This window comes from Sphingomonas sp. Leaf20 (genome assembly GCF_001421535.1).
Classification (GTDB): domain Bacteria; phylum Pseudomonadota; class Alphaproteobacteria; order Sphingomonadales; family Sphingomonadaceae; genus Sphingomonas.
The window spans coordinates 40,282-53,963 of sequence record NZ_LMKN01000015.1; the positions used below are offsets into that span (position 1 = coordinate 40,282).

12 protein-coding genes are annotated in these 13,682 nt (G+C 59.3%); 6 read left to right on the plus strand and 6 right to left on the minus strand.

Features of this window, described 5'->3' with window-relative positions; translation table 11 throughout:
- Positions 1-212: 212 nt before the first annotated feature.
- Complete coding sequence (locus tag ASE72_RS19970; RefSeq protein WP_156350694.1) at positions 213-488, minus strand: phosphate acyltransferase; 276 nt, start codon at positions 486-488, stop codon at positions 213-215.
- The gene (locus ASE72_RS19390) at positions 412-1,353 is read right to left on the minus strand and encodes an AraC family transcriptional regulator (RefSeq protein WP_156350695.1); all 942 of its coding nucleotides are present in this window, start codon (positions 1,351-1,353) and stop codon (positions 412-414) included. Before ASE72_RS19390 ends, ASE72_RS19970 begins: the two co-directional genes overlap by 77 nt.
- 130 nt (positions 1,354-1,483) lie before the next feature.
- On the opposite strand from ASE72_RS19390, the gene ASE72_RS19395 reads away from it, so the two are divergent.
- The 6 genes from ASE72_RS19395 to bla all read left to right on the plus strand — a co-directional run bounded on the left by ASE72_RS19395 (position 1,484) and on the right by bla (position 9,204).
- Positions 1,484-2,446, plus strand: a complete 963-nt coding sequence (locus ASE72_RS19395) for an aldo/keto reductase (protein ID WP_056025679.1) — start codon at positions 1,484-1,486, stop codon at positions 2,444-2,446.
- An 807-nt stretch (positions 2,447-3,253) separates the two neighbouring features.
- On the plus strand, positions 3,254-4,033 hold the full coding sequence (locus ASE72_RS19400; protein WP_156350696.1) for a hypothetical protein: 780 nt from the start codon (positions 3,254-3,256) through the stop codon (positions 4,031-4,033).
- A 364-nt stretch (positions 4,034-4,397) separates the two neighbouring features.
- Complete coding sequence (locus tag ASE72_RS19975) at positions 4,398-5,009, plus strand: helix-turn-helix domain-containing protein (RefSeq protein WP_162235512.1); 612 nt, start codon at positions 4,398-4,400, stop codon at positions 5,007-5,009.
- Between the two features lie 84 nt (positions 5,010-5,093).
- The gene (locus ASE72_RS19415) at positions 5,094-6,581 is read left to right on the plus strand and encodes a serine hydrolase domain-containing protein (RefSeq protein ID WP_056025691.1); all 1,488 of its coding nucleotides are present in this window, start codon (positions 5,094-5,096) and stop codon (positions 6,579-6,581) included.
- A gap of 120 nt (positions 6,582-6,701) precedes the next feature.
- A complete protein-coding gene (locus ASE72_RS19420) occupies positions 6,702-8,138 on the plus strand; it encodes a serine hydrolase domain-containing protein (RefSeq protein WP_082446321.1) in 1,437 nt (478 codons plus the stop codon).
- 205 nt (positions 8,139-8,343) lie between these two features.
- Positions 8,344-9,204 carry a class A beta-lactamase gene (gene bla, locus ASE72_RS19425; protein WP_056025696.1) on the plus strand — a complete coding sequence of 287 codons (861 nt, stop codon included), beginning with the start codon at positions 8,344-8,346 and terminating at the stop codon, positions 9,202-9,204.
- Between the two features lie 318 nt (positions 9,205-9,522).
- On the opposite strand, the gene ASE72_RS19430 is transcribed toward bla, so the two are convergent.
- From ASE72_RS19430 to ASE72_RS20495, 4 genes are all read right to left on the minus strand, one after another.
- Positions 9,523-10,959, minus strand: a complete 1,437-nt coding sequence (locus tag ASE72_RS19430) for an IS1182 family transposase (RefSeq protein ID WP_056025699.1) — start codon at positions 10,957-10,959, stop codon at positions 9,523-9,525.
- Between the two features lie 380 nt (positions 10,960-11,339).
- Positions 11,340-11,792 carry a hypothetical protein gene (locus ASE72_RS19435; RefSeq protein WP_056025702.1) on the minus strand — a complete coding sequence of 151 codons (453 nt, stop codon included), beginning with the start codon at positions 11,790-11,792 and terminating at the stop codon, positions 11,340-11,342.
- A 236-nt stretch (positions 11,793-12,028) separates the two neighbouring features.
- The gene (locus tag ASE72_RS19440; protein WP_235532468.1) at positions 12,029-12,322 is read right to left on the minus strand and encodes a hypothetical protein; all 294 of its coding nucleotides are present in this window, start codon (positions 12,320-12,322) and stop codon (positions 12,029-12,031) included.
- A 619-nt stretch (positions 12,323-12,941) separates the two neighbouring features.
- On the minus strand, positions 12,942-13,349 hold the full coding sequence (locus ASE72_RS20495) for a hypothetical protein (protein ID WP_156350697.1): 408 nt from the start codon (positions 13,347-13,349) through the stop codon (positions 12,942-12,944).
- Between the last annotated feature and the right edge of the window lie 333 nt (positions 13,350-13,682).

Below are 13,682 nucleotides of genomic sequence, written 5' to 3' on the forward strand. Positions count from 1 at the left end.
AGAGTACCGCCACGGCCGGGCTCTTTGTAATCGCGGCCTATTGGTTCGCTGGCCGTGATGTTACAACGCAGTCGATCGTAGCAAGGTTGGCAAATCGGGCCGAGCACATCTGCCCGATGGCTATCCTATGGACACCGGTCAACGCGCCAGTGCTGACAATCTGGCCCCGCTTCAATGGATATCTTGCATGCCAAGGCGCTCCTGTTTCTGCATCAAGCGTCCACCTGTACGCTGTCGCTGGCAACCAAGGCGGTCATGTTGACGATGCCGCGCGTTGTCGTCGAAGAAACGAGGACGTGCACAGGTTTTGACATGCCGAGCAGCATTGGTCCGATTGGCAGCCCACGGGTGATCGACGTCGCGAGCGTCAGCGCAACGTTAGCGGTGTCGAGCGATGACATGACCAGCAGATTAGCTGCCCCGTCGAGTGTCGATCGACTGACGCTTCTTGCCCGGATCGCGGCGTTGAGCGCGCTGTCGGCGTGCATCTCGCCATCGATGGCGAGATCGGTCGCCTGCTGCCGTATCACCAAAGAGGCGTTTGTATTCCCTGCTAAACTGCGAGCTACTCTTATAGCCGACAGCGAACGATATAGAAGCTGCGTCGGCACCCCTGGAAACCAGGCGACGGCGCGCTTCCTGAAGCCGGATGTGCTTTTGGTACTGCAGCGGGCTTAGAGCTGTAACCGCCTTGAAACGTCGGTGGAACACGGACGCGCTCATGCCAGCCACGGCGGCCATATCCTCAACGCTGAGTGGCTCGGTGTAGTGCTCACGTATCCACGCCATAGCCTGTCGAATATGCGACAATCGGGAGTCGACGCCGGCAATCTGACGCAACATCTCAGCGTGCGGACTCAACATCAGCCGAAACATCAGCTCACGCTCCAGGTGGAGCGCCATAACCGGAATTTCCTCTGGGCGCTCGTACAGTGCCAGCAATCTTTGCCAAGCGCCAATCAGCTCGACATTGGCCACGCTGAAAGCGAAGCCCGGCTGCATCTGCAACTCCCGGGTTTCGGACAGATAGAGCACCACGTTCATGATTACGGCTGGATCGAGATTGAGACCGATCGCCAGAAACGGCTTGTCGGGCGACGCTTCTATAATCTGACCCATTGCAGTGATCTCGGCAGCGACCAGCATGGTCTGTCCGGGGCCGTATTCGAACACCTGATCGCCGATAATCGTCCGCTTGGTTCCCTGCAGAACGATGACCGCCGTCGGATTATAGACCAGGGCACTCAACTCGGTCGGTCCGATGACGCTGTATATGCTCAGCCGCGACATGCCGGGATGTTTGGCATCAGTATAACGCATCGCCAGCGCGCGGATTTCATCGAGCTTATCCATGTCTTATCAAGGATCAGTTGCCTGAAAAGATCAATGCCCCGGCGGGATCAGGCAACTTATCGGGACGATCAGGCATGGCGGAAATGCCGCCCGCGACCCAGATTTCTTTGACACATTAGAAGGTGCGGTCATGCAAAAACGTAAATTGGGCACGAACGGTCCTGAAGTCTCTGCCATCGGCTATGGCGCGATGGGCTTTCATCTGGCTTACGGCTCCGCCGACGAGGAGGCCGGGCTGGCGACGATCCGTCGTGCCTATGATCTCGGCGTCACGTTCTTCGATACGGCCGAGGTCTATGGCTGGGGCGACAACGAGAAGTTCATCGGCCGTGCTGTCAAAGGCTTCCGAGACGACGTGGTGTTGGCCACCAAGTTCGGCTTCACCCCGTCATGGGAAGCTGACAGCCGGCCCGCGCACATTCGCGAAGTCACCGAGAACAGCCTGCGCTATCTGGGAGTCGATCATATCGATGTGCTCTACCAGCACCGGGTCGATCCGAACGTGCCGATCGAAGATGTGGCCGGCACGGTCAAGGACCTGATCGCCGAGGGAAAGGTCAAGCATTTCGGGCTGAGCGAAGCTGGTCCCCAAACCATCCGCAAGGCGCACGCCGTGCAGGAAGTGGCGATGCTTCAGACCGAATATTCGGTGTTCGAGCGCGATGTTGAAGTCCTGTTCCCGGTCTTGCGCGAGCTTGGTGTTGGCCTCGTCCCGTACTCGCCTCTCGGTCGCGGCTTTCTGACAGGTGCGGTCAAGCCGGCCGCCAAGTATGAAGAGGGCGATATGCGTCGGGGCGATCCGCGCTGGCAGCCCGGCAATTTCGAGAAGAACGTCGAAGCCGTTCGGCAGTTGAAAGAGCTTGCGACAACGAAGGGCGCCACCGTTTCGCAATTGGCGCTCGCCTGGTTGCTCGCTCAGGGCAACGACATCGTACCGATCCCGGGCTCCCGCAAGGCAGAACGCGTCGTGGAAAACGTCGGTGCCGCTGATCTGGCGCTGTCGGCAGAAGACTTGGCCAGGATCACGGAAATCCTGCCTGAGGGCGGTTTCGGCGAGCGCTATGCCAAAGAACTTGCGCCGACCTGGATCTAATGCCGAGCAACAATGGGCTGATCGATAACCGACCAGCCCATACTCAATAAAAGGAGGATCAAAAGTGAACCCCTCCCGAGACCGTATTTGGGTTTTTCAACGCCTTCCCGAATATGGTGGCAGGTCTGCTATCAGGGGGAGGTCTACCGTGAACCCACGCTGCAGATTCTTGCCAATCCGTAACCGACAAACAGGTAGTTGAGTCATTCCCACAAACGAACCGCGATCGGGACATGGGAGGCCGTCTCGAATGGGATCGAATTTTGAGAATGGCCCGACTTAGTGGCAACCGCTCACACTTGGCGGAAAAAATCAAAAGATTTGGATAAACGCGGCGGCAAAAAGCAACCGGCGACGACCATTCCTGCGCGCTGGATTTTGCATCTCCTCGTCCGTGACTGCGGTTCGATCTCGGCAAGCGATAGTCGTGACCGACTTCAATGGTGCTCGGCTTTGACGGTGGCTAGGAAGCGAGGCATGAGGCCTGTCGATTTCAACGCGGTCAGATAAGCGGCCGCTTCGCACGACGCTCGGCTTTCGTTGTCTTTATCACATCGAGCAATGCCACCATCGGCACTTCGAGGTATTTCCTCGTCGAGGCGGGTTCTATCGTTTGGCGATAGACTGCCACGGAACCGGTCCAACCGATCCAGCCTATCTCCAGAGGTCATCAGGTTGAGTTTGTCGACAGGGTTTGTCGGCATCTTTGCGGGAGCCATTGTTGCCGACGCCGCGAGTATCACGAACCACGCCCACCGCATTTGAAGCTTCCATGCTGATCCGACAGTCTAGTTGGGTACATAAACCTTGGCTGGAATGTCCGCTAATGACATTATCATCACCGAAATCTGGCTGACGGCTCACCACCGCGGATTGAGGGATACGATGCAGTTACCAGTTTTAAAGGCGGTGGCCATGATAGCAACTGCGTTTGCCTTGCCAGCTTTCGCAGGCCAATCGACGCCCAGCGCCAGGCAGCAAGACCTGTCCGTGACGTCCGCCCCTTTGATCGTGTCCGGCGTTCAGGCGACCAGAGTGCGCCACTTCGGTGCCGACGCGCGCTTGTTGACTGTATCGCCGTTAAATCCATCGGATGATGCAACTTTTGCCGCCTTGAAAGGCATAACGGCACAGAATTTTGTCGTCGAAGCCATCCTCAAGGGGGTTCCTATCGACAATGCTTCGACGGCGCGCGGTTTTGTCGGGATCGCTTTTCGCATCTCAAATGACCTCACCCGGTTCGAGGCGATCTACGTGCGCCCGACCAATGCGAGGGCCGACGATCAGCTTCGGCGCAACCATACCACGCAATATATCTCGCATCCCGAGTATCCTTGGGAGCGCCTTCGCGACCAGCATCCTGGAAAATATGAATCCTATGTCGACCTGGATGCCGATCGGTGGACGAAGATGCGGTTGGTCGTGAGCGGATCGTCTGCTCAGCTCTATGTCAATGACGCCTTGCAGCCAGCCCTGATCGTCAACGATTTGAAGCTGACGCCCGCAAGCGGTGGCATCGGATTATGGGTCGGTCCTGGCTCCAGAGCATACTTCAAATCCCTAAAGATCACCGTTAAGCGTCCCTGATATGCTTTACGAGGATGATGATTTTTCAAATTGGGATCCTATGCCTGCCGGGCGCCGGTTACATACCGATACCGCTCGGTTCCTCTATCTATTCAGCGCGTAGGCTCTTGAGCATCGGGTTGCGAATGCAGCTCGAATCATCCCGGGTCAGTCGCGAAAAAATGACGACTTGCCATGGCCGGCAACTTATATCCGTTAAATGGCGTCGCGAAAGAAGCTGTTGATCGAGGCACCGAACCTAAGGGTAGCGGTCTGTAAGTATGCGCCGGGCGAACGCCATAAGGCGCATACTGACCCGCATTCCCGGGTAAGCTTCCTACTGCGGGGCAGCTATCATGAGGAAAGTAGATCCGGAGCGATCCGAATGCGGCCCGGCGACATCCTGTTAAAGTCTGAACGGGCTGAGCATGAGGACCGGTTCGGCGACGGAGGTGCATATGTCGCGGCAATCGAGTTTCTTGATAATGATCCGTTCGCTGCGGGGCCAGCCGCTCCCTACTGGCGTCAGCGAACAGACGCCTTTGCACTCAGACACATGATTGCGGTTTTGGAAGCGGTACGTGCGGGAGATTCGCATGGCGCCAGCGTTGCAGGGGGGGATCTGGTTACTGGTAGCGTTTATGCTGATGACCAAAAGCGCGGGGCTCCGCCTTGGCTGAAACAGCTCAAAGCCGAGTTGGAAGAGCACAGTTTTGCTACCGTCGACGTCGCGGCCCGCGCTCAAGCGGCTGGCGCACATCCTGCCCATGCCTCGCGGTTGTTCCGCCAATGTTACGGCGCATCTATGACCGAGCATTCGCATGCACATGGTATACGGCGCGCGATCGGGGCGCTGGCACAGCCGAACGTGTCGCTGAGCGATGCCGCATTCATTGCTGGCTTCTATGATCAAAGCCACATGAACCGCGCCTTTCTGCGCATGTTCGGGCGTACGCCGGGCATGCAGCGGACTCTGCTCACCGCGACAATCGGTTAAGATCGTCCAATACAGCCTCGTGTTCTCACACTTAACGCTGTCTGCATGGATCGACGTTCTCTGCTGGTCGGCGCTGGTGCGACTATGTTCTCCGGTTGCGTTCCGACGTGGAGCGCAGCCGCTGCTGCTGCTGCGGCGGGAGCTACTTCGCTGCCTTTCGCGGGGGAGCTCGATGACCTCATAGAGGAGGCCATGCAACGCCTCGCGGCGCTAGCTGGGCTCGCTGTAGCAGTTTATTCCCGGGATGGAGTCTACACGCGCGGCTTCGGTGTAACCGACGTCAGCACCGGCGAGCGGGCTGACGCCAATACCGCTTTCTATATCGCGTCATCGACCAAGCCTCTCACGGCACTGGTCTTGTCCGCCATGGCGGTGCGGGGCGAGATAGACCTTTCCGCCACGCTTGCCGCATTCCCGCCGGACGCGCCATTCCCCCCCGCAGTGCGCGCTGACACCGTCACGTTCCGCCATTTGTTGGCGCACACTTCCGGTATCGCTTGCGACCCGATCGCCTTCCGACTGGCCTATTCCGGCCAGCATAATCCGGATCAGCTATGGCGCTTGCTAGCCGCGAGCGATGTTGAAGCCAAAGCGCCACTGGGAACGTTCAACTATACCAATACCGGCTACAACATCGCCACCATCCTGACCGATCGCCATTTCGGCCAGCCGTGGCAGGACATGCTTGATCGCGAGATATTCAGGCCTACCGGAATGCAGCACGCGACGGCGCGGATGTCTCGCGCACGTCACGGCCGCTGGTCTATCGCCGAACCGCATACAGCGTCGCCCGACGGCGTGACCAAGCTTTATCTGGAAAAAACCGATCAGACGATGCATTCGGCCGGAGGCGCCGTCATGAGCGCCAACGACGCTTTGCGATGGCTCGAATTGATGATTGAGACCGGGGCGGTCGGTGGCAGGCAAATCCTTCCCGCGGCTTCAATCCTGGCAACCCGCACTCCCATTGCAACCTTGAACGAGAAATACGCAGGTTATACGCGCGAAGCTTATGGCCTGGGCTGGTATCACGGTCCCTATCGCGACGAACGGATGCTGCATCATTTTGGGGGATTTCCGGGCGCGCGCGCCCACGTCTCATACATTCCCGCGCGCCGCATCGGTGTCGCCGCCTTCGTCAATGATTCGAGTGTTGCCGCCCAATTGACGGATGCGGTAGCCAATTACGTCTACGACCGCACGGCTGGACGCAAGGATGCGCTGACGGCGTTCAACATGAAAATTGACGATTTGATCGCGCGGCGCGATCGCTTCTTCACCCGCGTCACGCTGGAACGCGCAGAGCGCGCCAAGCGGGTATGGAACCTGACGCGGCCATCCATCGACTATGCCGGAAGCTATGAAAACGAAAATTACGGCTGCATTGAGCTTGTTGCCGAAGGTGATGGGCTACGCGCGAATTACGGCGTCATGCACGCCAGTGCGGAGCCGTACACGAAGCCCGACACGCTCTACGTCGAATTGATGCCATCATCTGGCGATTCGATTGTGTTCGAGGGGGCTGGGCCTTCCGCGTTACGCTACAATACGGACACATACCGGCGCGTTTAGCAATTTGCGATGATGCTTGGTTCATCGGTACCTTGATCGTTCATAGGCGTGTCGCCACAGGGAAATGGGCGGCGGGAATGATACCCAATACCGTCTCCGCCGCTATCAAAAGGATTGAGGATGAGGAAGGACTTGAATGGCTGGAACCGACGATCTGTGATGGCGCTGGGTGCGGGGGTGCTGGCGGTTCCAAGCTTCGCGACGGCATCGCGCGCGGCCGAATTGCCGTCCGCAGCGCTTGATCGCGTCCGGGAGATGATGCGCGACAGGCAGATTCCGGCGGCGGGAATAGCGGTGGTGCACAACGGGATTACGATGATGGCCACAGGTCTGGGATCGGCCTCTCTGCCGTTCGCAGTTCCGGCAAATGAAAAAACACTTTTCCATTTCGGGTCAGTGGGCAAGCAAATGACCGCGGCTCTGGTCTTCGAGTTGGCCGAAGCCGGCGCGATAGATCTGAATGGTCCGGTCGGACGCTATGCACGGGACCTCCCAGACACCTTCGCTACGATTCCCGTTAGCGCCTTACTGAGCCACACAGGGGGCGTGCCAGATTACGAAGGATTACCCGGGTTCGAGACCGATCGCTCCATCACTCGCCAGGCCTTTCTAGCTGGCGTATCCGCCGTCCCGGTCGATTTTCATCCGGGACGTGCTTGGGCCTATTCCAATACGGGTTATGTTCTGCTCGGCTATTTGCTGGCCGATGTAACAGGGAAATCTTATCGCGACCTCGTGACGGAGCGTCTGCTGAGACGTGCTGACATGCCCGATGCCCGGGTCGACGACGCCAGCGCAGTCATCGCCGGGCGGGCGGAGCCGTACGTGCTGGAAGACAAAACCACGTTACACGCTGTGGGAATGAGTTCCGAATATTCAAAATCAGCCGATGGCGGCGTTCTGATGTCGGCGCGTGATGCGGCGAAATGGGAGCAGGCACTACAGCTTGGCCCGATCCCATCGTCAGCGACGGTCGCAAGATTGATGCGTCCGGCGCTCATGTCCTCGGGACGTAGTACCGCCTATGGCGCAGGTTGGTTCACCGACGAGGTCAATGGTCGGGCGGTCCAGTATCATTCGGGCAGCGTGCCCGGTTTCCTGACCTTTGCCTACCGCGCGCCTTTTACCCGGACTGCGGTGACCGTCATGGTCAACATCGAAAGCGGGGCAGCCGGGCGGTTCATTGAGGAAGCCTGCCTGATGCTGGCGGAGTTCGTCGCCCCAGGATCTACTCCATTGTCGCTAGTTCCGATCAAGGACGACGCGCCGGCGGTCACGGCGCAGGCGCTGGCCTTGCTTGCGCGTGGCGACCGGGCGCTAGATCCGACCCTGTTCACGCCCGAAATCTCTGTCCTAATGAATGGTCGAGCCGGCGGCGTCGTGTTGCCGTTCAATCTGGGGACCGACACGACCGGCGTCGAATGGCGGCTTGTCGGGCGTCACTTCGAGCCTGGCGGCCAAGTACGGCGCTACAGATTGACCCGCAAAGGCCGAGCGCGTCATGTAAGCTTCGCCTACGCCCCCGATGGCCGAATCTATCGCTTCCGTAATGTCTAGCCGGATCAAGTAGCGAGAAACTGCACCGACGCCTTAATCGCTCCCGACTGATGCTCGGGGCGGGCTAGCCGACAGCGCGGCAGCGCGAGACGAAGGGTGACGCGATCCACTATCTCGAGCGTTCGCTGAAGCTCGATTCGTCCAACGACTATGCCTTCCGTGGGTTGGCCAGACTTCATCCACCCTTCAGTTTGCGAGGTAAGTAATGAACCAGACCCGACGCGCCCTCGTCTTGGGTATTCCTGCCTTGGTATGCTGGCCTGCTTTCGCGCGATCCGCCGCATCCGATCCGATCGCAGAGTACGAGCGTGCGACGGGCGGACGGATCGGCGTCTTTGCCATTAACGTGAAGACGGGCGCCAAGCTTTCCTGGCGCGCCGACGAACGCTTCATCACATGCAGCTCCTACAAGGCGTCACTTGCAGCATTCGTGCTGTCGCGGGTCGATCGCGGCGAGGAACGGCTGGATGCGCTGGTTCCCTATACGGTCAAGGACACGCTGGACCTGTGGGGGCCGGTATCGAAGGCCAATCTCGCGAAGGGTGCCATGACGGTCGAGGCCATGTGCAAGGCCGCGGTCGAGATCAGCGACGGGGTTTGCGCCAACCTGTTGATGGCGCGGTCCGGTGGTCCGCTTGCGCTGACGGCGTTCCTGCGGTCGATCGGCGACCGGGCGACCCGCATCGACCATTACGAGCCGCAGCTCGATCGCGTGCCTTCGGGCGGGCCGGAGGACTCCACGACGCCGGCGATGATGGCCAGCACGTTGCAGAAGGCCGTACTCGGCAAGGTGCTATCCGATCAATCGAAGGCACTGCTGACGCGCTGGCTGGTCGGAAACCAGACCAATCCCCGGTTGCGGGGCGGCCTGCCCACTAGTTGGCGGATCGGCAACAAGACCGGCCACAGCGGTCGCGACATGGCCGGCGACATCGCCGTCGCCTGGCCTAGGCCGGACACACCGATCGTCATCGCGGTCTACACGCGCGGGGGCCGCCCGACCGAGAAGCAGTTCGATCAGGCGTTCGCTGGCGTCGGGCGCCTGGTCGCGTCCAAGCTGGCTTGAGGGTGGCAGCTCTTTTGCAAAGCCGCACTGCCAATCGGGCTGACGGCAACAAGCGGGTTTCGCCTTCCCAAAATCTGTTCCCGAATTGAAATTCTTCAAATTGCGAATTTTGATGGGAAAATGGGCAAGCTAGGAGTGACTTAAAACACATCAGACCGTCCGAAAACGCATTCTGGGCAGATGCGAAATCGATCGAGTGTCAGGATCGCCGTCGCTAACGCTATTTTCGGCCAAGTCCGCTTTGATATCGCAAGAACTGCGCCTTGGCCGCTGATAGCCGGCTTGTAAGGGTGTTTCTGGCAGCCAGACGCGTCCCTTTCAGGTCTGCATGGCCTGGAGCATGGCGGGGATCCCAAGGATCGTGATGGCTCGCCTCAGATTGTAGGCGATCGAGGTGAGGCTGAACTCCGCGTTCACGCTAGCAAGCCCGCGCGTCAGGAACGCCCCTTGATTCATCCACTGTTTGATCGAGCCGAAGGGGTGCTCAACCGTTTCGCGGCGCCGGTCGAGAATGTCGGGGCGGGTGGCAAGCCGGTCGGCCATGCGGTCGAGCACCGCCTCGCCTTCCCAACGGTTGATGGTCCGCGCCGTACCGGACGTGCATTGTGGCTTGAGTGTGCAGTCCCGGCAGGCTTGCCGGTTGCCGTAGCGGATGGTGCAATGACCGCCCTTCTCCAAGCGGCTGAACGGATCGAGGCGCTGCCTGGCAGGGCAGGTGTAGCAGTCCTGCGCCGCATCGTAAGGGAAAGCGTCCTTGCCGAAATAGCCTTGGTCGATGGCAGGACCACGCTCCGGACGTGCGACGTAGGGGATCACACCGACCGTCTCGCAGGCAGCGATGTCCTCCCCTTTGTAGTAGCCCTTGTCGACTACCGCAGCGATCCGCTCTACGCCCAGCAGCTCGCGTGCGGCACCTGCGGTCTGCGCGAGCAGGGCAAGGTCGTTACCGGCGTTGGTAACTTGCTGTTCCACGATCAGCTTGTTGCGAGCGTCGACTGCGATCTGCGCGTTGTAGCCGACGCCGACTTTGGGGTGCATCGCCATGCCGCGAGCATCTGGATCAGTCAGCGACTTCTGGCTCTCACCGCTGGCCATCAGCTCGGCCAGCATCGCCGAATGCCGGAGCCGGCGCTCGCGCATGCGCGCGATCTTCGCCGTCAGCACAGCGGCGCGTGCGATGGCTCCTTCCGCCTTAGTTTCGGCCTGGTCGGCGCGGTCGAGCCGGGTCAGATACTCCTCGATCCGCTCATCGGCGATCGTGATCCACCTAGCCAGCTTCTGGCGAGTGAAGTTGCGCCGGCGGCTGTTCACAGCCTTGAGCCGTGTGCCGTCCACCGCCACCAACTCCCGCCCGAACAGGTCGAGCCTGCGGCATAGCAACACGAACGACCGGAACAGTGGCTTGAACGCGCCAACGTTGACGCGCCGGAAATCCGCGATCGTGCGGAAGTCCGGTTGCAGGCCGCCCAGCAGCCACATCACTTCCAAGTTGCGTCCTGCCTCTGCCGCCAAGCACCGGCTCGACAGGACCCGGTTGAGATAGGCGTAAAGGTACAGCTTCAGTAGATCAGCAGGATCATAGCCGGGCCGGGCCGTCGACTTGGGTCGCGCCCGGCCAAAACCAAGCTCACCCAGATCCAGCTCGCCGACGAACGTCGCGATGAACCGCGCCGGGTTTTCCGCCGATACGTAGTCGTCGACCGACGCCGGCAGCAACAGCATCTGATCGCCTGGAAGCCCTTCGATGTACCCCATGCCGGATCATATCAATCCGGCCGCCACGCTGGAATCCCTCATGACGTTTTCGGACGGCCTGACATGATTGTCGTTAGGCGGCAGGTCGGGCGACCGGAGCTGCCCCAAGCTATGCGTGCCACATGCGACAAACCCTGTCGCTTTGTCCGACTGTGCGGAAACCAAAGTCCGGAGGTTTTCCGCCGCCGATCCGAAAGGGCGAGAAGTCACGTGCAGCGTCAATCCGGGTATACCCTAAGAGCTCCGGGCTGTCAGGGTTACGGTTCGCACCGGCTAGCATCTCGAGGAGTGGGGCACGCGCGTGATATCGCGTTGGAGTTCGTGCTATCAACGACACCGCCGTCGCAAGGTTGGTCGTCGCGATGGCGCCGGCGAAATGATCATGCCGTCCGAGGCATATCCGTGATCGACGCCGTGACCGCCGTGTCCGCCATGGCGCTTCCGACGTCCGGTGCATGCGCCGCTGCCGCCATCAGGTCGACGTCCGTCAGATCGCGGCAATCGATCCACCATTTGGCGTCAGTGACCCGGAGGCATCCGTTACATTCGGCCTCGCTATTCAGGTTGATTAGCGCTGCAAGCCGCTTGGTCCTGATCGCCGACGCCCAGCTGATTTGCCGATCGGTGCCTGTTAGCGGTACAAGATTAAGGTGTGAGACAGCAGCGCTGCTTACCGCTGATGCAACGGCTTCCTCTGCTCGCTTTTTCGCAACGAAGCAGTCTCGACAGGTCGTCGTCTTCAGCCATTTTGCTTTCCGTTCCTGCTGGCTTTCAAAGCCGGTAAGATAGTGAGCCTGCTCGTGACCGCAGGCATGAATGATCCGCTGTTCCATTGTTGGGATGATGGCTGTTCGTGGTTTGTGCGCAACGGCATTGAGTCAGGGTGAATCGGAATCGCGCTCAGTGGCTGACGACCGAGCCAAATGCATCCTCGACCGGCCAAGCTGGTGCGAGGCCGTCAACGCTTGCGAGATCTGAGCCAACCAACGTACCGATAAACCGGACGCGCTCTTTGACCAAATTCAGCCCAGCGTGGGCACAAGAGCTACCTCCGCATAGTTGGCTGCCTTCAAAGGCTAATGTTGCGCCGTGCCATCTCGAGGAATGCCATATCGCCGATCGGGGCGCGGGGCTCGGCTTTGAATATGTCGGCTAGATCGAGCAGATCCTCGTCGGTAAGGTCGATGATGGATGTCTCGATTTTTGCAAGGCGTCCGACCGCGCGAACACTGCGATCGGTCAGCCGCTTCCTTTTTATCTTGAGCATACGCTTTCCTACCATGAGCAGCCTTACCGTCCACGCTTCCGGATCCATGTATGTCAGGTAAAGGTTGCCGGATGAGCCTATCGCAAACTGAGTCATTTCGTAACGCCGCCGCCAAAGAACGGTCCGAGGCGGAGCGGTCCTTGCTACCGCTTGTTCGAGCGCGTCATCTTCGATCCGCGGAGGCATGGGACGCGATGGCCGCGCAGGGGGAGCTTCTTGAGCGTCTGGCGCAGGTGAACGCGGAAACTCGCGAGAAACAGCCTTATCACCGACGACCTGTGGTTGAGAATACGTAGGGTCGTGCTTCCGTGCCGTTATCGCTTGTAGGACCGTCGAAACAGTTGGGAATGTCTGCTTTTTGACGTCGGCGCAAAGAGCCGATCTTTGCACGCGGACCGTCTGCATTTAGGCAAAACTGGTGGAAAGCGGCCCGGCCGATTTCGGGTGACGATCATCGTAAGCGGACGTTCGTTCATTTGATGGGGCACGGGAGGCAATCGGCCGCTTCCTGGTGGATAGCGGCCTGTCCGCTATCGGGCGGCGACCCTCATAGACGTACGTTCGTTCAGGAAGCGAGTTCGGGCCCGAAGGGCCGCTTCCTGGTGGATCGCCGGACGGCCAGCAATAACGGTAAGTTCTATGAAGCGGCCTCGGCGCGGCATTCAAGATATATGGACAGCTATTATATGGCAGTCCGCATCGCCGCCGCGCATACTTACTCAGGCCAAAGGTTGACGGGGCGGAAATATGTGACGACCCCAATAGAGCGTCCTTTATGATGCGGGATCGTCAGATATAGGGTGAGTTCCGTCCCTTTCGTTAGCGGCAATGATCCGCCCGGACCACAAGCCATGCCGAAAACCAATTCAACGTCAGAAGGGGTAAAGTAGCCCTTCAGATGCTTGATGATACGGACCTTGATTTTGACATGCTGGCCATACGGTTGCGGCGCGCTAAGAAGTCTTGCTCTTACAATGTTGGGAAATATCTTCGGAGCGTCGGGATTCCACGTTGCGTTCGGCGCGACGCATTGAACTATCGGACCGCCCGGTCGCGGTGGCGGCGGCAACCGATCAATTCTTGGTTGATAGGTCTCTGGTTGCGTAGCAAAAATGATAGCCATCGCCGCGCTGCTTCCGAACGAGTTAAACATTATCGTGGCGTCCCCTCCGGTTCTCGCGCTTGGTTTGCAGAATTACTACGATGGCATCTCGCGCGACCATTGCTATCAATGCCACCACCAAATTGCTTTGCTTCGGAATCGCTACCGCAACTGGTGATGTAGAGGATGACCGATTGTAAGTTGATATCACGCGCGCCTGTATGTCCGCAATTGGGCGTCAGCGGTCATTCGATGCGACCGGCTTTGGAACGTCCAGAATGGTGGTTAGCGGTCGTTCCCGATCTGTCAGTAGACGATCGACATGTCCTGCTTCAGCGGCTTGGGCGGCGTTGG